We start from the raw sequence: 22,252 nt of genomic DNA, 5'->3' as shown, positions 1-22,252 counted from the left end.
TTACAATTCGAAAGAAATGTTATTTAAAATTAATTTCAATTGCATTAAAAATGAATCAACTTAAAAAGTGATTATAAAATTTAAAATAAATGAGCCAATATCCTCTTCCATTACTGCCTTTACAACATGAAGTAGAAAGTAAGGTAGTGCTTAAAAAATTAGCATTGGCTCACAAGGCACTAGCTGAACTTAATGGAGTTGCTGAAACTATTCCAAATGAAGTAATTATCTTAAATACACTTTCTCTACAAGAAGCAAAAGATAGTTCGGCAATTGAAAATATCATTACAACACATGATGAATTGTTTAGTAGCGATAGTATAGCCCAGCAATTTGCTAGTTCAGCTGCTAAAGAAGTTTATAATTATGCTTCTGCTTTAAAAGAAGGATTTAGTATAGTCCGTGAAAAGCAACTTATTACTTGTAATCACATTATAGAAATCCAAAGTGTACTTGAAGAAACTAAGTCGGGTTTTAGAAAACTTCCTGGTACTGCACTTAAGAATGGTGAAACCGGCGAAACTGTTTATACTCCACCACAAAACCACGATGAAATTATTGCTTTAATGAGTAATCTAGAAACATTTATGAATGACGATACTTTGACTGATATTGATGCACTTGTAAAAATGGCAATTATTCATCATCAGTTTGAAAGTATTCATCCATTTTATGATGGAAATGGTAGAACCGGAAGAATAATTAATATTTTATATCTCGTAAAAGAAGATTTACTCCACTTGCCTATCCTTTATTTAAGCAGGTACATCAATCAAAACAAAGGAAGTTATTATCATTTATTGCAAGAAACAAGAATTACTCAAAATTGGGAGCCATGGATTTTATTTATACTTGAGGCTGTAGAACAAACATCTATTCAAACTACCGGTATTATAAGAGGAATTAAAAAACTAATGATGGATTACAAACAAAAGATTCGAACTAATTTGCCCAAAATATATTCTCAAGATCTAATCAATAATTTATTTAAACATCCTTATACTAAGATTGATTTTCTGGTGCAAGATTTGGATATTACTAGACAAACAGCTTCAAAATATTTAGATCAACTTATAGAACTTAAGTTAGTGACATTACACAAAATAGGAAAAGAAAATTTTTACATCAATACTGCTTTGTATGACTTTTTGCATAATGCACCACAACAGTTTAAGTTCAAATAATTTTTTTTTTACTCATATTTTAGTGTCATGTAAAAAAAAATAAAAAAACTTAACATGTTAAAATTCTCATGTTAGAAAAAGTCAAAAAAGTTAACACGTTACAAATGTCATGTTAATAAAACCATCTATCACAAGAGTAAAAAATAATCGAGATTGGTTTAATGCTCAAGTGAGGAATTCAAGTGAGGAAAACGCAAAAAACATTACAAAACCGATTTTTATAAAAATTACAATATACTAAATATCAACAATTTACAATGTGAAAATATGTAATTTTCACTTTTCATAACCCTGAGGTCACGGGTTCAACTCCCGTCCTCGCTACTAAAAGGTAAAACCCTTAGACAGAAATGTTTAAGGGTTTTTTATTATCTTTAAATAAAAAACACTCCTCATTTTATGGAAGGCGAAATAAATCTAAATACTATTTTGGAGAATCTTAATCCTGTTCTTAATGAAGGAAAATATGTTTTTACAAAAGTAGATTCTCTGGAACAGGTTCCTTTTTCAAAAATTTTATTTCTATTTAAAGAAAAAGAAGGGATTACTGTAGTATTAGAAAAACATTTTGCAGAAGAGCTTAATCTTCATTTCTCTTATATTTGCTTCTTGGATTACTTTAGAAGTTCATTCTTCTTCAGCCGCTGTGGGTTTGACCGCTGCGTTTTCTCAGGCACTAGGAAATGCCAATATTAGTTGCAATGTAGTTGCTGCCTATTTACACGACCACATATTTGTTGACGAAAATGACGCACTGAAAGCAATGGATGTACTTCTGAAATTGAAAGAAGAAAATAAAAATTCTTTGTAATTAAAAAATCAAAAAATAACCATAAAAACTGCCATTAAAATAGTTATTTTGCAGAGGTAATTTATAACATATGGACATAGTAAAATTTAAGATCACATCTAAAACTATAAAAGTAGAAGTACGTAATTCTAATAATTATGTTTTTAATTTCAATACTGCTTTAGATATTGCCAAAGAAGACAAAGATGTTTTATTAAAACTTTACAATGCGCTTGATCTTCTTTTTAAGAAAGAGCAAATTAGCGAAAACAAAAACTACATTTCGCCAAATCAAACCAACATCTTAGATCAGATTTCTGCTGCAGATTTGGAACAGGAAAAGCAATAATTATTTTTTAGTCTTTCCTTAATAATTTTTAAGAAAATAGTAAAAGTCCTTGAATAAATATATTCAGGGACTTTCTTTTTACAATTCTTTTCCCTGTCATCAAAAAACAGTAATTTTATCTGTACCCTTAAAAAAATATTTTTCTGTATCTGTACCCAAATCTTTAAGAGCAATAATTTTGCTAAAAAAAAGATATGGAATCTAAAGCAACAACACAGAAAAAAATAACTTTTAGAGAGGTATATATATTTGACATGGAGATTTTACAAGACATCTTCAATAAAAATAGCAATGTGATAGCTGAAGATAAAATGCTTTTTGGAATTCCTTTTCTTCTTTGCGAAAAAGACAATAAAATTAATTCGTTTGCTAGTTTAATATTGGATGAAAAGAACGAAATCATATTTCAAATATATGATGACGGAAGTTTGACTAATGAAGACAGAATAATATTTAATGAATACATTCTGAATTTTTTAAAGAAAAAGAGAAATGCAAATTTCAATAACGCCGAACAATTAAGGCAAAGCACAGAACATTTTGTTCACTGCCTGAGCTTTTAGACGCTTAACGGAAAAGAAAAAATGAAAAATCACGAAACATTATATTTTAAAATTGCCAAAATTATTGAGGATCAAATTCACAATGAGACTCTTTCGCTTGGCGACAAACTGCCTTCTGTTAGAAGTGCACAAAAACTGTATAATGTTAGCTTAAATACCATTAAGCAAGCGTATTTGGAATTAGAGAGCCGTTCGCTTATAGAATCTCGCCCAAAAACGGGATATTATGTGAGTAAAAGTTCGCAGCGAACGACGGCACTTCCCACAATTGCGAGTATAAACAATCACGAAACAAAAAACACCCCTGAAGATCTTATTGATAAAGTTTTCGGCACCATCAATCAAACCGATGTAACACAATTTGCACTCGGATTACCCGGAAAGAATTTCCTTCCAGTTGCTAAACTTAATAAAGGAATCATCAATGCTGTTCGCAATAGAGGTGATGCAGGCACTGCCTACGAACCAGTTCAGGGATCGGAAGAACTTCGACGAGCCATTGCAAAATGGGCATTGGTTATGGAAGGAAAAATTACGGAAGATGATCTTGTAATTACTTCTGGTGCCATGCACGCAATGTATAATGCGCTTATGGCCGTGACATCTCCTGGAGATAGCGTTGCGGTAGAAAGTCCAGCCTATTTTGGAATACTTCAAGCAATTAAGGCATTAGGCCTTAAAGCTGTTGAAATTCCAACCCATCCTTTGTATGGATTAGATCTTGATGCCTTGAAAAAAGTACTGCCTGAGATTAAGGCTTGTTGTTTTGTTACCAATTTCAATAATCCAATGGGATTTCAAATGCCTGATGAAAACAAACGGGAATTGGTAAGGCTAATTACTCAATACAACATTCCGTTAATTGAAGATGATATTTACGGTAATCTTTACTTTGGTTCAGAGCGCCCGAAACCTTGTAAATTTTATGATGAAGCTGGTTTGGTTTTGTGGATCGGATCTGTTTCTAAAACTCTTGCGCCTGGTTATCGTGTTGGTTGGATTGCTCCTGGAAAATTTAAAGACAAAATTATACGTCAAAAGCTGGTTCAAACAGTTTGTAATTCCTCTTTATACTCAGATGTTATTGCAGATTTCTTAGAACACGGACGTTACGATCATCATCTTAGAACATTTAGAAATAAGCTTTATGCTAATTATCTCCAGATTAACCGAGCTGTAGAATCTTATTTCCCGGACAACACTAAAATAGCACAACCAAAAGGCGGCTTTATGTTATGGCTAGAATTAGATGAAAGAATTTCTACAACAGAATTATACAACACTGCCCTAGCCCAAAAAATTGTCTTTGCGCCGGGAAGAATTTTTTCTCAGTACAATCAATACAACAACTGCATGAGATTAACGTATGTTTTAGAATGGAATGAACGCGTCGATTCTGATTTAGAAAAATTGGGCAGAATAATAAAAAACAGTATTTAATAGCATTATGAAGAATAAAGACCATGTAGAAATAGTTACTTATAACCCGAAGTATCAAAAAAGTTTTAAGGATTTAAACATAGAGTGGATTTCGACTTATTTTGTAGTTGAACCTAATGACTTAAAAGCACTAGATCATGCCGAAGAATATATTATAAATAAAGGTGGAGAAATATTTTCTGCCATTTTAAATGATGAAGTTTTGGGCGTTTGCTCCTTAATCAAAAGTGACGGAAAAAATTATGATTACGAATTGGCCAAAATGGCTGTAAGTCCGAAAGCGCAAGGAAAAGGTGTTGGACTATTATTGGCTGAATCGGCAATAAAATGGGCTATAGAACAAGGCGCTTCTAAAATCTATCTGGAAAGCAACACCAAACTGAAACCCGCTATTAAATTGTATGAAAAACTAGGTTTTAAAGAAATAACAGGCATTTCGTCATCTTACGACAGAGTAGATATTCAAATGATGCTTACGCTGAATTCTTAAATATCCCAAAAAAACAAAACCCCTTAAATCTATCTGTGTTTAAGGGGTTTTATTTTTATCCTTATTTAAAAATATTTCGAATGACTTTACCAATCTCCACAAAATCGTCGTGACTGCTTACAGCTCTTTTTTCTGTAGTATTTATTTCTGTTTTGCTAAAAGGATAAATGAGTATATAATTATTATTGCTCGCTCTACTATTAAGCAGGTCTGGCACATCCTTCATATGCGGAACGTAAGAACGCATTCCTTTATCGGCCATCATAATTATCAATCCAACGTCTTGTCCTAGATCGAAAGCAATTTCTTGCGCTTCTTGCCAAGAACCAATGGTTTCAAATGTAGCTTCAATTGATGCTTTTTTTACAATCCTTTTCAAAATGAGCATGGTTTTGTCTTTTCCATAGAAACTCATTTTCGCACCAGAATTACGTCCGATATTCCAGATCCTTAACATCGAATGAAAAAATCCAGCATCCATTTCTGCATTTTCAGGTATCAGCACAGCATATTTTTTAATTGTCGATACCGGCTGAACTGCATGATACACCATGAGATTTATATTTTTATTTCGAAGGTATCCGTTGTACAAATTGTATACAAAAGAAGCCGAAAAGCCTTTTCCACCTTGTAATCCTACAATAAGATCGGTAATTTCTTTTTCTTTAACAACATTACTTATTCCGCTGGCGGTATCATTATCATGGCGCGTAATGGGATTTAGTTTAACATCGGCCGCCGAAGCTGCTTTTACTGCCGCTTCTAAAATTCTTTCGGCATTTTTTACCGACGATTCATTTTCTTCTTCATTAATAACATTTACAGCAAAAATTCGATCTGTGTTGGTTGAAGTTTTTACCATAAGTCCCAGATTGACCATTTTATCTACGGTATCTTCATGGTTAAGCGCCAAAAGTATATTTTCTTTTTCTTCACTATTTCCCGATACTTTATTGTCCTTATCTGCATCTGCTATACGCTGGGCAGTTGCCATAGAAACGAAAGAAGATACAGTACAGGAAATCAAAATCAGAAGTATGCTGCCATTTAAAACATGATCGTTTAAAAGTCTTATTGGTTCGCCGGCATCATTTTCTCCAATAATGATATTGTAACCAACCATCACCGATGCTAAAGTTGCCGCAGCAGAAGCCGAACTCATTCCGAAAATCAGTTTACCTTCATCATTGGTCAATTTAAATGTTTTCTGAGTTAAGATTGCTGCAAAATATTTTCCGCCAATTGAAGCAATCAGCATAATTGCAGCCACCCACAAAGTTTCCCAACTTTGTATAAAAGCACTAAAATCAATAAGCATTCCCACACTTATCAAGAAGAAAGGAATAAAAATGGCATTCCCTACAAACTCTACCCTATTCATTAAAGAGGAAGTATGCGGAATCAGTCTGTTTAACGCCAGTCCTGCAAAAAATGCTCCAATTATCGATTCAATTCCAGCAAGTTCAGCTAGAAGCGCGGCAAGGTAAATCATTACAATAACAAAAAGATATTGCGAAATTTTATCTTCTACAGTCTTAAAAAACCAGCGGGCAATAATAGGAAACACTAATAAAACAATCAAAGTAAATAGAACCATAGAAATGGAAAGTTTCAGCCAAAACGCTGTTCCCACTTCTCCTTGCGACATTCCGACTACAACGGCCAAAACAAGAAGAGAAAGAACATCTGTTATCATGGTTCCGCCTACCGTTACATTAACCGCAAGATTTTTAGCAATTCCTAAACTGCTGATCATTGGATATACAATTAAAGTATGCGATGAAAACAAACTGGCAAAAAGCACCGAAGTCAATAATGAAAAACCTAAAATATAATAACCACCAACAAGTCCTAAAATAAAAGGAACGGCAAAAGTGTAAAGAGAAAAGGTGATGCTCTTCCATTTATTTTTTTTGAAATCGGCCATATCAATTTCCAATCCAGCCAAAAACATAATATACAACAATCCTGTTGTACCCGTCACCACAACGCTGCTGTCTCTTGAAAGCAATCCAAAACCGTTAGGACCAACAACAGCTCCAGCAATGATAAGCCCAAGCAAATGTGGCACCTTAATTTTATTCAATAAAAGAGGAATGCACAAGATGATGATAATTTCGATAAGAAATTTTAAAAGCGGATCTTCTATTGGGAGAGTTATATGATGTATACTCAAAAACATAAATTATTTTTTAGATGGCGTAAGTTCGACCGAGAATTTTGTAGTGCAATTGTCTTGTCCAGTTATGGTCTGTGTTCCTTTAATGACATTTTTTTTGATATCGTCCAATACGACATTAATTTTTATATTGCTTTTAGCAGAACTCTCTTTGGCTGAATCGAGTACTATTTTATTGACTAAATACTGTCCTCTAAAGACTCTCTTAATCTGATTATTGCTTAATACATTCGCGTACATTCCTGTAGAATCTGATGCAAATTCCCAGACTTCTGTACGCTGATCTCCAATAACATAATTACTGCAATTGGATTCTCGGCAAATCATTTTACTGTTCCATTTAATCTTTAGGCTATCTGGCCAAGTCTGAATCTTGGGCACCGAATCTTTTATCTGTACAGCCAATTGAAGACTGTCTTTCATCTTCAACAATAATTCATATTCGGCTTCTTTGTCGGCAAATTTCTGTTCGCGTTCCAGAAGCGCGTTTTCTCTTTCTGTAAGTTCTCGTTCTTTTTTATTATCACAGGAAATCAAAAAAGGAATAAGGATTAAAACTAAAAGTCTTTGCAAAGTCATAGCAGTTAATTTTTGTAACCAACAATTTAAGGATAAAAATCGGTTTATCGCAGTAATGGCTCTAAAAACACCAATACTTACATTGCTTTTCCTTTGCTAATTTGTTTTTATAAATAAAAAAAGAAGCATACAAATTGTAACATTTATTATGCAAAAGCGTCAAATCTTAAATTAAATTACGGTTCTTTGTAACTTATTACATTCTCACTTGGGATTACTCAATTTCTGAATACAATAATATTGACTCCAATGAGTTTAGAACTAGGAAGCTAGTCACGATATTTTCGTTATGGACAATAAAAAATTTATTTTAAGTTTAAAAAAAGGTAATGAAGCAGCTTTCAAAGAAGTCTACTTCAACTATTACGATAAACTTATAAATATTGCCAAACGATTCCATTCTTCTGTACTTACTCCCGAAGATTTTGTTCAGGAAACCTTCATAAGATTATACAATAAAAGGGAACTGCTTAACGAAGAGGTGCTGTTCGACAAACAGATCTTTACTATCTGCAAGAACATTATTATCAATCATGTTAACAGAGAAAATAAAATAGTACAGCTTGATCCTTCTCAAGTTGAAATGCTAGATGAAGAAACTGACACTGGAATTTTTGAAGAAAGACAAGAAAAACTACAAAATTTCATAAATCAGCTTCCAGAGCAGCAGCAAAAAATATTCACTTTACACAAACTGGAAAACCTTAGCTATAAGGAGATTGCAGAAATAACGGATCTTTCTGAAAAGACCATTGCCAATCATATTTATCTCGCCAGTAAATTTATTCGAAAAAAAATCGAAAACCATTAGGAACTTTTTAGTTCTCGTTTGTTATACTAAAAAACAAGAACTAAAAATGCATATCGAAGCGTATAAAACTAATGTAAAAACAAAGAAAGACGCAAGTTTACTTGTAGCTTATTTACAGTTTATTATTTCTGATTGTATCATAAATTTTGATCGTCAAGGAAAAGAAAACATCCTTAAAATCGAAACTAATCGAGACATTAAAGAAATGGTTTACAGTGTTTTTAACAAACAAGGTTTTCATTGTCAAATCATTTACACCTAAAAAAAATGGATCAGGAAAAATTTGACGAGGAATTTAAAAAGTTATGGGAAGAGTCTCCCCTTTCTCATTCGGACAGCGAAAAAGAAGCTTCGTGGGAACAATTCCATGCTAAAACATTTTCTGAGAAGAAAAGAAAATTTAGACCTTGGCATCTTTATGCGGCGGCTTCGGTTTTACTTTTTACGCTTATTGGAACTGGAATTTATTTCAACCAGGAAACTGCTGCTGAAAATATAGTTCTTGCCGAAAATGTAATCGAAAATACAACCTCAGCCATAAAGTATGTTGTTTTGCCAGATAGTTCAAAAGTAGAACTAGGTCCAAATTCTAAAATTATTTACGGAAACAATTTTGCTTTAAACAGAAAAATAGAAATTGATGGTGAGGCTTATTTTAAAGTTAAAAAAGACAAACAGCATCCTTTTCAGGTTTTTTGCGATGAAACAACAACTACAGTTTTAGGAACTTCTTTTACAGTTAAAGAATCTAAAAATGAAGAAGTGACCGTTGAACTTTTTGAAGGAAGCGTTCAAATGAATGTAAAAGGCCAAAATCAAAAATGGATTTTGAAACCTGGTGATAAATTTACCTACGGAAACCAAACGGCTTCAGTAACAGAATTTAGCAGATTTATTGATTTTGATAATGAAAAACTGTCTATTATCAGTCAATACATTGAAGAAAACTATGGTTATAAAGTCAATATTCCGAAAGAAAATCTTGATCAGAAAATTACAATTCGCATCAATAAAAAGGAAGATTTAAAAACAATTTTACAATTAATATCAGAAATGTATAACCTAAATTTTGAAATAAATGAAGATTTAAAACAGATCACTTTTCAATAAAAAGCAAGAAAGGATGTAAGCCGCGAAACTCCACATCCTCCTAATTTTCAGGATAACACGAGGTTATTCCATTTAATAATATTCAAAAATACAAAATTTCATGAAGCATATAATTTCAGCATGCTTTTTTTTATTCAGTTTATGTATGTCTGCTCAGAGCGTTACCATAACTGTAGATCAAAATACGACATTAAAAGAGTTCTTCAAGCAGATTGAAAGTCAAACCGATTTTAAATTTGCTTTTACAGATCAAATTGATACGAATAAAAAATATTTTACGAAAAAAAGCACTTTTAAGACTATCGAAATTGAGAAGCTTATTTCTGAATTAAATCAAACTTCGATTGTACATTTTTCTATTTCGGGCAATAATATTTTTGTCAAACAGAAATCTCAAACTCAAAAAACAGCTAAAAAAAAAAATAAGCTGACAGGTCGTATTTTTGATGATGAAAGACAACCCGTTATTGGCGCCAATGTTTTTATTAAAGAATTGGAAACAGGAGTTGTAACAGATGTTAATGGAAATTATAGCATTGAAGTTCCTGACGGAAATTATACGGTTCAAGTAAGTTATGTTGGATTTAAAAATGAAGAAAAACGAGTTTCTGTTACAGATGACAATAAAGTCAATTTCAACATAGATCCAGATAGCCAGCAATTGGGAGAAGTTATTGTAATGAACAATAAAGCTGCCGATATTAAAGCCACTCAAATGAGTGTTAATAAGCTTTCGATGCAGGAAATTAAAAAAATTCCTGTTGCTATGGGCGAGCCAGATCCTTTAAAATCAATTTTGACACTTCCTGGAGTTACCAATGCGGGAGAAGCTTCTTCAGGTTTTAATGTCCGAGGTGGTGCTGCCGATCAGAATTTGATCCTTTTGGATGGCGCGCCAGTTTATGCCGATTCGCATATGTTTGGATTCTTCTCTATTTTTAATGCCGATATGATTAACGGTTTAGATTTATATAAAGGAGGGATTCCTTCAAAATTTGGAGGACGTGTTTCTTCTGTTTTAGATGTAACGCAGCAAACTGGAGATTTTGAAGAATATAAAGTAAATGGAGGAATTGGAATTATCTCCAGCCGTCTTTTAGTTCAAGGTCCGTTAGAAAAAGAAAAAGGTTCATTTATTGTTTCTGGACGTGCTTCTTATGCGCATTTATTTTTGAAATTGGCAGATAATAATAACTCAGCGATGTTTTATGATTTGAATGCCAAATTAAATTATCGTTTTAATGCCAAGAATACACTTTCGTTTTCGGGTTATTTCGGAAATGATTTATTCGATATTAACGATCGTTTTGCAAGTACGTACGGAAGCACAATGGGGATTTTAAATTGGAAGCATAAATTTACTGATCGTTTAAACAGCAATTTATCTGTTTTCTACAGTGATTACAGATTTAATCTAGAAATTCCAATTGAAAGTTTTAAATGGGACAGCAATATTGCGAGCTACGGATTGAAATACAATTGGAATTTTCAACAATCGGAGAAGTTTAAAATCAATTATGGAATTGATGGTTTGTATTATAATTTCAATCCTGGCGTTGTAAAACCTACTTCTTCAGATTCTCAGTTTAATTACATGCAACTGGATAAAAAATATGCTTTAGAAACTTCTGCTTTTGTCGATTTTGAAAATCAGATTACAGAAAAACTGACTTTCCGCTATGGACTTCGTTACAGCATGTTTTACCGTTTAGGAGACGAAACCATCAGCACTTACGAAAACAATCAGGCTGTTGTTTATAATCCTTTATACAATATTTATGAGGAAGGAACTCCAAACGGAAGCATTTCTTATGGAAAAGGAAAAAAAATCAGCACTTTCAATAATTTTGAACCGAGAGCTGCATTGTCTTATGCTTTTAACGACGAAACTTCTGTAAAAGCAAGTTACAACAGAATGGCACAATACATCCATATTTTATCAAACACACAGTCTCCTTTACCAATGAGCATCTGGACACCAAGCGGACCTTTTACAAAACCTCAGCTTTTGGACCAATATGCGATGGGGTATTTCAGAAATTTCAAAGACGGAGATTACTCTTTAGAAACCGAATTATTCTATAAAAATGTTCAAAATCGTATTGACTATATTGACGGCGCTGATGTTTTGGCTAACAACAATATTGAGCAAGTTATTCTAAACGGAAAAGCCAGATCTTATGGTTTAGAATTGTTATTCAGAAAAAATACAGGCGTTTTCACTGGATGGGTCTCTTATACTTTATCTAGAGCAGAACAAAAAACGCCAGGGAGAACTCCCGAAGAACCAGGAATTGCAAATGGCGACTGGTATTTATCTGGTTACGACAAACTGCATAATTTGAGTATTGTGGGAAGTTATGAATTGAACCCAAAATGGTCATTTAATGGAAATTTCACGTTACAGTCTGGACAGCCGGTAACGTATGCCAATGGCTATTATGAAATGGGAGGCATTCATATTCCGAATTATTCTTTGAGAAACGAAAATAGATTACCGCTTTTCCATCACTTAGATGTTGCGGCTACATACACGCCAAAACCAGACAAAAAGAAAGGATGGCAGAGCTATTGGGTATTCAGCCTTTATAATATTTACAACAGAAAAAATGCGGCTTCTATGAGTTTTACAACCAATGAAGATACAGGAGCAAATGAAACCAGAAGGCTTTCTATTTTCGGAATTGTTCCTGGAGTTTCTTATAATTTTAAATTTTAATGCTATGAATAAATTGAAAAAATATACGATAATGAACAGAGCATTGGCATTAATAAGTCTTCTTTTTGTTTTTTCTTTTGCTTCTTGCGAAGATGTAGTCAATCTGGATCTGGAAACAGGCGAAACGAAACTGGTTATCGATGCCGAAATAATCTGGAAAAAAGGAACTGACGGAAAGGAGCAAACTATAAAAATTAGTAAAACAGCTCCTTATTACAACAATTCTACGCCAAAAGTTTCTGGTGCGCAAGTACGAGTAGAAAACAGTAGCGGAGATGTTTTTACCTTTAACGAAACCGAGGCTGGAGTTTACAAATGCACCAATTTTATTCCTGTAATCGATGCCGATTATAAATTATTTATCAATGCTGAAGGGCAAAGTTTTACGGCAGTTGAAAAACTAACTTCTGTAACTCCGATTAATAAAATTGAACAAAAAATTGTTCCTGATTTTGACGGAACAGATATCATTGAATTGACTTTTTATTACAACGACCCAGCAGATCAGATCAATTATTATGTAACCGATTATCAAGCTTCATTTTTGATTTATCCTGAATATGAAATTACAAATGATGAATTTTATAACGGAAACGAAATCAGTACAAGATATTCTCATGAAGACAAAATGAAACCTGGAAATACGGTTACAATTACGCACAGAGGCGTTTCTAAAAACTTCTATAATTACTGGAAATTAATTTTGGAAGCTTCCAGTTCAAATCCTTTTTCTGTACCTCCAGGAAATATTAGAGGAAATATTATAAATACTTCTGATGCTAATAATTTCGCCTTTGGCTATTTTAGATTGTGCGAAGCCGATCAAATTGATTATTTGGTGCAATAAGAAGTAAAAAACCACCTTTCAAAAGAGGTGGTTTTTTATTTATTCTAAAATTTGAGTGAAACAACTTTTTTCTATATTTTAGTACAAATTAATTAAGAACACATCAAAGTTTCTTTATTGTTGACTTGATGGTCTAGCCACTAATCTCTGCATCATTTCTTAAAAATGAAAATAAAAAAAGCTCTGTTTATATTATCTTGTCTCGTTTTAGTCTCCTCCTGTAAAAAGTATAACAGAAGCAAATCAGAAGCATATTTTGAAGGGATAGATTTAGATTTTGTCATTTTAGAAAAGAAACCGCTAAACCATGGGAGAGAAGTTAATTTAAAAATAAAAAACAACAAAAATAATACGATTGAGATTTATTGTGAAGAGAATACTTTATTCGCTTGGCATTACAAAGACTTTGAAATTGGTGACACAATAGTCAAAAAACAAAACGAAGATTTTTTTACAATTCATAAAAAAGACACCATACTATATTTCAAGTTTGGATACAAAAAATAAAATATTTCATTTCTAATTTGGCTTCTCAATTTCATAAATGAAATTCAATTTCGGTTTTTCTCCAAAATAAGCTACTACTTCCTCTGCTATTTTTTCGGCTCCTATTCTTGAAATCGCAATTTGCGAACGAATATTCTCGGCACCAATATGGAATTTTACTTTTGAAACATATTGAAAAAGATAATCCAGCATGGTCTTTTTTACACTTTGATTTACGCCTTTTCCCCAGCACGAAACAGCATAAAAAGTATAGCCAATAAAAACACTATCGTCTTCTTGATCAAAATCGTAAAATCGTGTACTTCCAATAACTTCTCCGTTTTCTTTATTTATAATTTTAAAAGCGCCTTTACTTTTAATCGCTCCTTCAAAAAAGTTTTCAAAGACTTCTTTTTTCCATCGGTCTTTATTAGGATGCTGTTCCCAAATTTTAGGATCGGAAGCTACTTTGTATAATGCATCAAAATCTTTTTCTTCTAAAGGAGATAGAATGCAAAGATCATTTTCTAAAACGGGTTGTAAATTAAAATTCATTATTGTTATTTTTATAAAACTAATTCCTCAAAAATTGGATCTTGCAAAAGCGAACCATATAAAGATTCTATAGCATGTTTAGAACCATGTATCTGCCATTCTAAAATAATATGATCTACAGTACGGTGTTGCACTAACAGTTTAGCTTTTATACCATAAGTGGAAAAAAGCTCTTTACATCTTGCATGACCTGCATCTGAGCGTTTAAAGGTTATTCGAAGCGTTTTATGTTCGTTTATTAGATCAATTTTATCTTGAAGAAAAGTTAGCATCGTTAGAATTATAAGAATCATAAGTGCTGCACAAGCCGAAGCAAAGTAATAACCCGCTCCTACTCCCATACTAACTGCCGCAACCGACCATATTGTCGCTGCCGTTGTAATGCCCGAAACATGACTGTCTGATCTAAAGATTACTCCCGCACAAAGAAAACCTAAACCGGTAACAATATTAGAAGCTATACGATCTGGATTTCCAGCTCCTCCAATCCATTGGGACATCAAAGTAAAAAAACAAGCTCCGACAGAAATCATTATTGTGGTGCGAAGTCCAGCGGCTTTTCCTCTATATTCTCTTTCAGCTCCAATTAAAGCTCCCCAAAATGCGGCTAAAAGCAATCTTATGATAATTTCTACTTCCATTTAAGTCTTGTAATTTTTCCATTAAAATTAAGGAAAAAACACAAAAAAACCTCCAAAATCAAAATGACTTTGAAGGTTTTACATTTACTATTTTATACTAAGGACTATTTTTCTTTCAATAGCTTTTCTAAATATTCAATTTTATCTTTTTCAGCTTGTAGAAGGCGTTCGTAAAGCTTTTTATTTTCTTCAACAGATTCTATTAATTTATCTAATGGATTAAATGTGCATACATTATTACTTCCAAAATTAGTTCCCTGACTATGGCTAAAATCATTTTCTGTGAAAGTATTAAAATAATTAATTACTCCTTCCTCAGAAAAATTCTTAATAGCTTCAACACTTACGCCTAAAGCTTTAGCAACTTGAATTAGTTTCTCTTCATCAATAGTCTCACTATTTTCCATAATAGAAACAGCTTGCTGGTTTGTTCCTAGCACCTGTGCCAATGCTTCTTGTTTCATGTCTTTCAGTTCACGAATACGGCTTATTTTTCTACCGATGTGATTTGGTCTGGTTAATGTACTCATAGTTCAAAGATAATAATTACGACTTTAAAAATAAGAAATATGTGTCTTACATAATTTGTTCTGTATGATACCGAAAAACAGTAAATAGAAACCTATTTTTATATCATGACAAAAATACAACTTTTCAGACAAAAATAAATTTTAAAAATCCAGTTTACTTATATTCTTTTTCTTTTTGTGCATACCAATCTTTCATGACATAAAAAGCTTTCTTTTTAATTCCCTGATCAGAAATTAAACCTTTACGATTGAAGAAATCCTGAATGTCTGGCAACTGTCTTCTTGGCGATCTAAAATCGACTAAAATCCAAGGAGAAACTCCTGCTAGACCTTCAATTCTGTTGAACATTTGTGTGTTTTGAATGTACAATTCTTCTTGATATTCTTCGTTCCAACGTTCTTTTTTATTGCCATGAAGACCTTGTAAGGCTTCGCCTCCAAATTCACTTATAATAACGGGTCTATTATACGGAATTACCCATTGCATGTCTTTACAAGATTCGTTGGTTCCTCTATACCAACCTAAGTATTGGTTGAAACTTACGATATCTACATATTCATTCATATTGTCGTGAAGCGTATTGATATTATTGGAGCTCGAAGTAACTTCCATCGCCATACTAATCAAACGAGAATTATCCTGCGTACGCGCATATTTTGCCAATTTGCTTAAGAAAACATCACGGTCATCGCCATGAGGCGTTTCATTGGCAATTGACCAAATTACGATTCCGCAACGGTTTTTATCTCTGTAAATCATGTCATGCAATTGGTGTTCGGCATTGGCATACGTATCTGGATTTGTCCACGAAATGGTCCAATAAACCGGAACTTCAGACCAAATCATTAATCCCATTTTTTCGGCTTCTTTAACCATATTTTCATTGTGCGGATAATGCGCCAAACGAACATAATTACAGCCTAATTCTTTTGCCCAAGTCAATAACGTAATGGCATCGTCTTGAGACCAAGCTCTTCCAGATCTAAAAGGCGCTTCTTCGTGAATGCTAATTCCGCGTAAAAAGACTTTTTTTCCGTTTAACAGAATTTCCTTGCCCTTGGTTTCAATGGTTCTAAAACCAATTTGATCGGCGATATTTTCATCTGCTTTAGAAATGGTTACATCATATAATTTTGGTTTTTCTGGTGTCCATAAAATAGGATTGGCTTTAATTTCAAAAGAGGCAATTCCCTTAGCATCTGTTGTAACGCTTTTTTTGATTTTCAATTCTGGAATGGAAATAGAAACCGTTTGATTTGCTGATTCGCTGTTTAGTTTTATCCAACCCGAAATTTTTCCTTTTTCTTTTTTATCCAATTGAACTAGATAATCTTCGATATACGTATTCGGAACTTGAGCCAGAGTTACGTCTCTTGTGATTCCGCCGTAATTCCACCAATCCATATTTACCGTTGGAACATTGTCTTTATGGCGTTTGTTATCGACTTTTACTACTGCGAAATTGTTTCCGTCGACTAATAAATTGGTAACATCAAAATTGAAAGGAGTATAACCGCCAATATGTGTTCCTGCCAGTTTTCCGTTTACGTAAACTTTCGCATCATAATTGACAGCTCCAAAATGAAGAATTCCTTTGGTCTTGGCATCTTTTTTATAATTGAAATCTTTCTGAAACCAAACCGTTCCTTCATAAAAAAACAATCTTTGATCTTTCGAATTCCAATCAGACGGAATATCCATAACTGATGAGGTTGCGAAATTATATTCGCTCAACTCTGTAGTATTCCATTTTTTATTTTCGAAAAAGCCATTGTCTTTAAAAGGCTCTAAACGATAATTATAATATCCGTTTTCGAGAGGATCTACAATATATCTCCATTTTCCGTTTAATGTAATATTGTTTCGAGATGAAATGTTAGATACCAACGGAATTTCCTGTGCTATTGTTTTTCCCATTAACAGAAAAGTACAACACAGCATTATTATCTTTTTCATAGTTAAAATCATTTTGGTTTTGAGAGTCTTTAGTTAGTAAAATATGAAGATTATAAAGTTAAAAAGTTTCTTTAAAGCTGTATTAAATCAAACTCATTCATTTCTATAAAATACCCCATCAAATACTTATCAGTTTTGTGTTATGAGGCGTATTTACTTTGTTTGTCTTAAAACGATGTATTACCAATAAGAATTTATATGTCGCTCCGCAGGAGCTTTTTGAATCTGAGGATTTAAATTATGCTATAAATATTTTGCTCCGCTGGAGCAATTCATAAAGACTCAGAATTTCTAGATAATAATTTTTAGTCTATATTTAATCCCAAAAGATTTATCCTTTTTTCATTTAACATGGAACAATTAGAAAACATAATAAAACAAGTTTCAACTAAAAATAAAAGAAACCTTTTTACCTTTTTAACGGGCGCTGGAATTTCTTCTGAAAGTGGAATTCCGACTTATAGAGGTGTTGATGGTATTTGGATCAAGGGAACAAAATTTCATAAACCTGAAGAGTTTGGAACTTTTAAATACTTCAAAGAAAACCCTGAAGAAGTTTGGCAATATTCATTGTTTAGAAAAAAAATGTTCGAAAATGCAAAGCCAAATGCAAGCCATTACGAATTGGTCGAAATTGAAAACATTTTAAAAGACAGATTTCATCTAATTACTCAAAACATAGACAACTTACACCGGTTAAGCGGAACAGAAAGAATTTTCGAAATTCATGGAAATAACAGACAAATAAAGTGTTCAAACGGTTGCAGAGAAATTATAAATTTACCTGAGGAAATAAAAGGAAAAGAGATTGATGAAGATTTAACCGAAAGAGAAATAGAGCTTTTAAAATGCAAAAGTTGCGGAAGTTGGATGAGACCAAATATTCTGTGGTTTGACGAATATTATGATGAACAGACAAATAAAAAGTTCAGTTCTTTGAAAATTGCCAAAAATTCTGGAATACTTTTTATTCTAGGAACTTCTGGCGCAACGAATCTACCTGTTGCAATTGCAGAGACCACTTTAAAATATGGCGGAACTATTGTCGATATTAATATAGAAGACAATCAGTTTACGGCTTTGATAAAAGATAAAAAGAATAAAATCATCATTCGAAAAACATCTACTGAAGCTTTAAAATTGATTAAAGAAATAATTAAACATATGCATACTATAGTTAAAACTCCAATATGAGAGCAATTATCATACTAACATTCATCTTCCTTACAAACAATATTTTTTCACAAAATTATTTTGAATACAAAAAAGAGAGAAATCTTTTTAATTTAAAGCTCATAAGTAAAAATCAGAAAATATTATCTTATAAAAAAATAAATGATTCTGAAAGATTTCAAGGTAGATACTTAGGAGAAGTAAAGACTAATCAAGGAAAATATTATATTGTTATTTCATCATTTATTTTTAATTTAAAAAATAGTCCAAGTGCTGAAAATCATATTTTTATATATACTGATAAAAAGCAATTTTTTGGATATTATTATTTAAGCCATATTAATGAACTCCCCACTATATTGAAGAAATGTAAACTATATTTCGACAACAAAGATTGCAAGGAAAAGAATATCATTAATCTTGATAATGGTTTTCCTAAAGCAATAAATTTAAAATGTAATGGAGAAAACAATTATTATGAACTTAATAAGTAAATCAAAAAATATAGTTAGATGAAACTATCTTAATTCAAAATTAAATTAAATTTTGAGCCTTTATAAAAAGTGTCCTTTATAAAAAACTGTACAAGTTAGAGACATTTTGCATAGCGCATCAGTGAAGACTAAAGAGAGTAGAAAACAGATTTATTAACAAGGTAATAAGCCATTTCAACTAAGAAATGGCTTCTTTATTTTCTTCAATCAATCCCAAAATTTTACCGTAAGCAATTGCTGCTTTATGAACCTGAATCGTCCAATCTTCTGCAGCATTATCATCGGCTCCATCAGAAATATATTTTAAGCTTAAAAACGGAATATTTTCTTTCATAGCAATCATGGCTAAAGCGTAACCTTCCATATCGACCACATTATACGAGTCTGAACAATGGCCCATTTCAAAGTTATCTCCAGTTCCGCAGATTCCTTCTTGAAGATTATCCATCAACAAACCATATTCTAAAAGTGGCGGCAAACCAGAAAGTGGCGTTTCGTATAAAGCAAAACCCAAACCGCGAACGTCCATATCTCTTTGTACAAATTTGGTGCAGCAAATTACATCTCCTTTTTGAAAACAGCTACTTCCCGCTGAACCCAGATTAATAATTACAGAGGGCTTTTTCTTTTGAATGGCTTTTGTCAATTCATAAGCTGCATTTACTTTTCCGATTCCGGTAATTAAGACATTGTGATCTTTAAAAACTTCTGCCGCTTCAGATTCGAGCGCAAAACAGAATAATATCTCTTCAACCGCAAATGATGCCGTTTGATTAATTTGTATCATGTGTAATTTATTTTCGGTTTACAAAAATACGTTTAAAAATTTACGATGCTCTAACCTAAATTTAAAATCCAAAAAAGACGTTAAAGTCTGTTTTCGCTATTGGATTTTATGATATAAAAAATACATTTGCGAGAACCAGTAAAAAAAGTTTAAAACCAGAAAGAATAACTGCATGGATAGTGAAAAATTTATTTTCTGCCTTGAAGGCGTTAAAGATATAGACGATCATACCCAAACCAATGTGGTAAAATGTTTGGAAGAATTGGCCATAGACCAAGGCATTTCGAGCATTCATAAAACTTGCGATACGATCGAAGGTTTAGAAGAAAGTCTGAATATTCTGCTTTACGAAGATCATAATTTCAAAGATTATGAAATCATTTATTTAGCCATGCCTGGGCAGGAAAATAATATCTGCCTTCACGATTATTATTACAGCATTGAAGAAATTGCCGAATTGTTTGAAGGAAAAATGAAAGGTAAAATTATTCATTTTGCCAATCTTAAGGTTTTAGATTTAAACGAAGAAGAAGCGCAATATTTCTTAGACATAACTGGAGCAAGAGCCATTTCTGGCTACGGTTCTACCTACAATAAAATTGCCAGTTGTAGCACGATTGACAAAGCTTTTTTTAGCTTGTATCAGGAAAACGACAATATAATTGAAGTGGTTGAAGATCTATATGCTAAACATTACAATCTCTGCAAACTGCTTGATTTTAGATTATATTATTAGAATGAAAAAGCAGGCGGAGAAAATAAAAACCTATAATCCAAAAGGATTTCGAGAAAAGTTTTTAGGAGAAGACAATCCTATTCATTTACTTTTTAAATCGAATTCTGATCATTTTTTCTGTTTGGAAATCGAAGAAATGATGCAGATGCAGCATCCTGTTCCGCCTTCGAAACATTCTTGCCATACTTTGATTTTTATTTCTTCAGGTCAGCATGTTATGAAATTGGGTTATCAGGAATATGCCACGACCGATAATGAAATGATTATGGTTCCTGCTGGTCAGATTTTTTCGCTTGATAATGTCAACAACATTCATAAAGGTTATATCTGCCAATTTCATCCCGATATATTGATTCGAAAATATGGCAGCCGTGAACTGCTCAATGATTTTGATTTTCTAAAAATTTCAGGAGATCCCAAAATTAAACTTGCTCCCGAAGATATTGCCCCAATTACCAATATTTTGGAACGATTGAAAAAGGAATATTCTGAAAAAACGGTTACAGATTTAAATATTGTTCAGTCGTATCTGATTACTTTGTTTTATGAAATGAATAAAAATGCGGTGAAGACTTCTAAAAGTATTTCGGCGGCAGAAGCAATTACGGGGAAATTTAAAGAATTGATTCATGACCATATTAAAACCCAACATCAGGTCAATTACTATTCCTCGATGCTAAATGTTACTCCCAATCATTTAAACAAATGTGTCAAAAATGTAACAGGAAAATCTGCTGTAAAATGGATTGACGAAAACATATTGCTAGAGGCCAAATATTTATTGTTTCAAACCACACTTTCTGTAGGTGAAATTGCAACGCAAGTAGGCTTTGAAGATCAATCTTACTTTAGTCGATTTTTTAAAAAAGCAGAAGGAATCTCTCCTATTCGGTATCGAAAAATGATTGATAAGTCCTAATTATTGATTATAGAATCCTAACAAATATGCGGGTGTTTTTCAGAAATTTGCTTCCTCAAAAATGCAAATTATGATTTATGTTTTTAAAACTTCTGTTGACAGCCCATCCAAATTTGAATCGGCCTCTGTACTCCTAAATGAATTATTGCCTAATTCTTTGTGGAATTTTGACCTTGAAGATTGCGACAACATTCTGAGAGTTGACAGCGAGCTGAATGTAACCGCATTACTTCAAAACAATAGTATTTTCGATTGTATCGAATTAGAATAAAACTTTACAAGCCTTTTAAATTTATATGGAATCAAAATTATACCAAAACCGAACTTTTGAAACGATTGATTATTCGGATCAGAGTTTAGCCCATGTCGAATTTGTAAACTGCGAATTCATTAATTGCAACTTTTCTAAAAGTGACTTAAGTCATAACGACTTTCTAGATTGCACTTTTAAAAACTGCAATCTTTCTTTGGCTACTTTGAGAAATACGGGATTAAAAAACATCAATTTTATAGGCTGTAAATTAATGGGGTTGGATTTTAGCGCTTGCAATAGTTTTTTATTTTCGATGAATTTTCAAGATTGTGTTTTAGACTATTCTACTTTCATTTATAAAAAACTGAAGAAAACCAATTTTACAGATTGCCTTTTAAAAGAAACTGATTTTTCTAATACCGATTTATCTTTGGCTGTTTTTAAAAACTGTGATCTTTCGGGGGCCACTTTTGTGGAAAGCATTTTGGAGAAAACCGATTTCAGAACTTCCAAAAATTATGCTTTTGATCCATCCGAAAATAAAATTAAAGGAACAAAGGTTTCCCATACGGCACTTGCGGGTTTGCTTCAAAAATTTGATTTATCCATAGAATGATTTTTAGTTTTCAGTCGCAGTCACAGTTTTCAGTAACTGAAAAC

25 protein-coding genes and 1 pseudogene are annotated in these 22,252 nt (G+C 32.5%); 19 read left to right on the top strand and 7 right to left on the bottom strand.

Annotated elements, in window-relative coordinates:
- Positions 1-89: 89 nt before the first annotated feature.
- The 7 genes and pseudogenes from BSF41_RS10675 (at position 90) to BSF41_RS10650 (ending at position 4,816) form a co-directional block, all read left to right on the top strand.
- On the top strand, positions 90-1,184 hold the full coding sequence (locus tag BSF41_RS10675; protein ID WP_095929480.1) for a Fic family protein: 1,095 nt from the start codon (positions 90-92) through the stop codon (positions 1,182-1,184).
- 399 nt (positions 1,185-1,583) lie between these two features.
- A pseudogene (locus BSF41_RS23960) lies at positions 1,584-1,730 on the top strand (ACT domain-containing protein); the annotation flags it as partial.
- A 22-nt stretch (positions 1,731-1,752) separates the two neighbouring features.
- On the top strand, positions 1,753-1,995 hold the full coding sequence (locus BSF41_RS23955) for an ACT domain-containing protein (RefSeq protein ID WP_253251803.1): 243 nt from the start codon (positions 1,753-1,755) through the stop codon (positions 1,993-1,995).
- Between the two features lie 70 nt (positions 1,996-2,065).
- Positions 2,066-2,323: a hypothetical protein gene (locus tag BSF41_RS10665; RefSeq protein ID WP_095929479.1), complete on the top strand. Its 258-nt coding sequence runs from the start codon at positions 2,066-2,068 to the stop codon at positions 2,321-2,323.
- 194 nt (positions 2,324-2,517) lie between these two features.
- Positions 2,518-2,886, top strand: a complete 369-nt coding sequence (locus BSF41_RS10660; RefSeq protein ID WP_095929478.1) for a hypothetical protein — start codon at positions 2,518-2,520, stop codon at positions 2,884-2,886.
- A 21-nt stretch (positions 2,887-2,907) separates the two neighbouring features.
- On the top strand, positions 2,908-4,326 hold the full coding sequence (locus BSF41_RS10655) for a PLP-dependent aminotransferase family protein (protein WP_095929477.1): 1,419 nt from the start codon (positions 2,908-2,910) through the stop codon (positions 4,324-4,326).
- Positions 4,327-4,333: 7 nt separating this feature from the next.
- The gene (locus BSF41_RS10650) at positions 4,334-4,816 is read left to right on the top strand and encodes a GNAT family N-acetyltransferase (protein ID WP_095929476.1); all 483 of its coding nucleotides are present in this window, start codon (positions 4,334-4,336) and stop codon (positions 4,814-4,816) included.
- Between the two features lie 61 nt (positions 4,817-4,877).
- Here BSF41_RS10650 and BSF41_RS10645 read toward each other — a convergent pair whose 3' ends face one another.
- Together BSF41_RS10645 and BSF41_RS10640 are read right to left on the bottom strand one after the other, a co-directional pair.
- Positions 4,878-6,998: a cation:proton antiporter gene (locus tag BSF41_RS10645; RefSeq protein ID WP_095929475.1), complete on the bottom strand. Its 2,121-nt coding sequence runs from the start codon at positions 6,996-6,998 to the stop codon at positions 4,878-4,880.
- 3 nt (positions 6,999-7,001) lie between these two features.
- Positions 7,002-7,574, bottom strand: coding sequence for a hypothetical protein (locus tag BSF41_RS10640; protein ID WP_095929474.1), 573 nt, complete (start codon positions 7,572-7,574; stop codon positions 7,002-7,004).
- Between the two features lie 289 nt (positions 7,575-7,863).
- Between BSF41_RS10640 and BSF41_RS10635 the strand changes: the two genes are divergently transcribed.
- The 6 genes from BSF41_RS10635 to BSF41_RS10610 all read left to right on the top strand — a co-directional run bounded on the left by BSF41_RS10635 (position 7,864) and on the right by BSF41_RS10610 (position 13,568).
- Positions 7,864-8,385, top strand: coding sequence for an RNA polymerase sigma factor (locus BSF41_RS10635; protein ID WP_095929473.1), 522 nt, complete (start codon positions 7,864-7,866; stop codon positions 8,383-8,385).
- 46 nt (positions 8,386-8,431) lie between these two features.
- Positions 8,432-8,647 (top strand): hypothetical protein, encoded by a 216-nt coding sequence (locus tag BSF41_RS10630; RefSeq protein ID WP_095929472.1) that lies wholly within the window; start codon positions 8,432-8,434, stop codon positions 8,645-8,647.
- A 5-nt stretch (positions 8,648-8,652) separates the two neighbouring features.
- Entirely contained in the window at positions 8,653-9,495 is an 843-nt protein-coding gene (locus tag BSF41_RS10625; RefSeq protein WP_095929471.1) for a FecR family protein, read from the top strand.
- Positions 9,496-9,595: 100 nt separating this feature from the next.
- Entirely contained in the window at positions 9,596-12,214 is a 2,619-nt protein-coding gene (locus BSF41_RS10620; protein WP_095929470.1) for a carboxypeptidase-like regulatory domain-containing protein, read from the top strand.
- A gap of 4 nt (positions 12,215-12,218) precedes the next feature.
- Complete coding sequence (locus tag BSF41_RS10615; protein WP_253251802.1) at positions 12,219-13,061, top strand: DUF4249 domain-containing protein; 843 nt, start codon at positions 12,219-12,221, stop codon at positions 13,059-13,061.
- Between the two features lie 165 nt (positions 13,062-13,226).
- The gene (locus BSF41_RS10610) at positions 13,227-13,568 is read left to right on the top strand and encodes a hypothetical protein (protein WP_095929468.1); all 342 of its coding nucleotides are present in this window, start codon (positions 13,227-13,229) and stop codon (positions 13,566-13,568) included.
- A 12-nt stretch (positions 13,569-13,580) separates the two neighbouring features.
- On the opposite strand, the gene BSF41_RS10605 is transcribed toward BSF41_RS10610, so the two are convergent.
- The 4 genes from BSF41_RS10605 to BSF41_RS10590 form a co-directional block, all read right to left on the bottom strand.
- On the bottom strand, positions 13,581-14,102 hold the full coding sequence (locus tag BSF41_RS10605) for a GNAT family N-acetyltransferase (protein WP_095929467.1): 522 nt from the start codon (positions 14,100-14,102) through the stop codon (positions 13,581-13,583).
- 11 nt (positions 14,103-14,113) lie between these two features.
- Positions 14,114-14,743 (bottom strand): MgtC/SapB family protein, encoded by a 630-nt coding sequence (locus BSF41_RS10600; RefSeq protein WP_095929466.1) that lies wholly within the window; start codon positions 14,741-14,743, stop codon positions 14,114-14,116.
- A gap of 104 nt (positions 14,744-14,847) precedes the next feature.
- Positions 14,848-15,273, bottom strand: coding sequence for a helix-turn-helix domain-containing protein (locus BSF41_RS10595; protein WP_095929465.1), 426 nt, complete (start codon positions 15,271-15,273; stop codon positions 14,848-14,850).
- Between the two features lie 154 nt (positions 15,274-15,427).
- Positions 15,428-17,230: a glycoside hydrolase family 2 protein gene (locus BSF41_RS10590; protein ID WP_095929570.1), complete on the bottom strand. Its 1,803-nt coding sequence runs from the start codon at positions 17,228-17,230 to the stop codon at positions 15,428-15,430.
- Between the two features lie 351 nt (positions 17,231-17,581).
- Between BSF41_RS10590 and BSF41_RS10585 the strand changes: the two genes are divergently transcribed.
- Together BSF41_RS10585 and BSF41_RS10580 are read left to right on the top strand one after the other, a co-directional pair.
- Positions 17,582-18,424, top strand: a complete 843-nt coding sequence (locus BSF41_RS10585; protein WP_095929464.1) for a Sir2 family NAD-dependent protein deacetylase — start codon at positions 17,582-17,584, stop codon at positions 18,422-18,424.
- A complete protein-coding gene (locus BSF41_RS10580) occupies positions 18,421-18,897 on the top strand; it encodes a hypothetical protein (RefSeq protein ID WP_095929463.1) in 477 nt (158 codons plus the stop codon). Before BSF41_RS10585 ends, BSF41_RS10580 begins: the two co-directional genes overlap by 4 nt.
- A 178-nt stretch (positions 18,898-19,075) precedes the next feature.
- Here BSF41_RS10580 and BSF41_RS10575 read toward each other — a convergent pair whose 3' ends face one another.
- On the bottom strand, positions 19,076-19,684 hold the full coding sequence (locus BSF41_RS10575; protein ID WP_095929462.1) for a 5'-methylthioadenosine/S-adenosylhomocysteine nucleosidase: 609 nt from the start codon (positions 19,682-19,684) through the stop codon (positions 19,076-19,078).
- 172 nt (positions 19,685-19,856) lie between these two features.
- Between BSF41_RS10575 and BSF41_RS10570 the strand changes: the two genes are divergently transcribed.
- The 4 genes from BSF41_RS10570 to BSF41_RS10555 all read left to right on the top strand — a co-directional run bounded on the left by BSF41_RS10570 (position 19,857) and on the right by BSF41_RS10555 (position 22,208).
- Entirely contained in the window at positions 19,857-20,420 is a 564-nt protein-coding gene (locus tag BSF41_RS10570) for a DUF6642 family protein (protein ID WP_095929461.1), read from the top strand.
- Between the two features lies 1 nt (position 20,421).
- Positions 20,422-21,339 carry an AraC family transcriptional regulator gene (locus BSF41_RS10565; protein WP_253251801.1) on the top strand — a complete coding sequence of 306 codons (918 nt, stop codon included), beginning with the start codon at positions 20,422-20,424 and terminating at the stop codon, positions 21,337-21,339.
- Between the two features lie 70 nt (positions 21,340-21,409).
- Complete coding sequence (locus BSF41_RS10560) at positions 21,410-21,610, top strand: hypothetical protein (RefSeq protein WP_095929569.1); 201 nt, start codon at positions 21,410-21,412, stop codon at positions 21,608-21,610.
- A gap of 25 nt (positions 21,611-21,635) precedes the next feature.
- Positions 21,636-22,208, top strand: coding sequence for a pentapeptide repeat-containing protein (locus BSF41_RS10555; protein ID WP_095929459.1), 573 nt, complete (start codon positions 21,636-21,638; stop codon positions 22,206-22,208).
- Positions 22,209-22,252: the final 44 nt, after the last annotated feature.

The sequence above is a fragment of the Flavobacterium sp. ACN2 genome, from assembly GCF_002303885.1.
Lineage (GTDB): Bacteria > Bacteroidota > Bacteroidia > Flavobacteriales > Flavobacteriaceae > Flavobacterium.
Note: the sequence above shows the minus strand (reverse complement) of the source record. Positions and strands in the feature narration are given on the sequence as shown.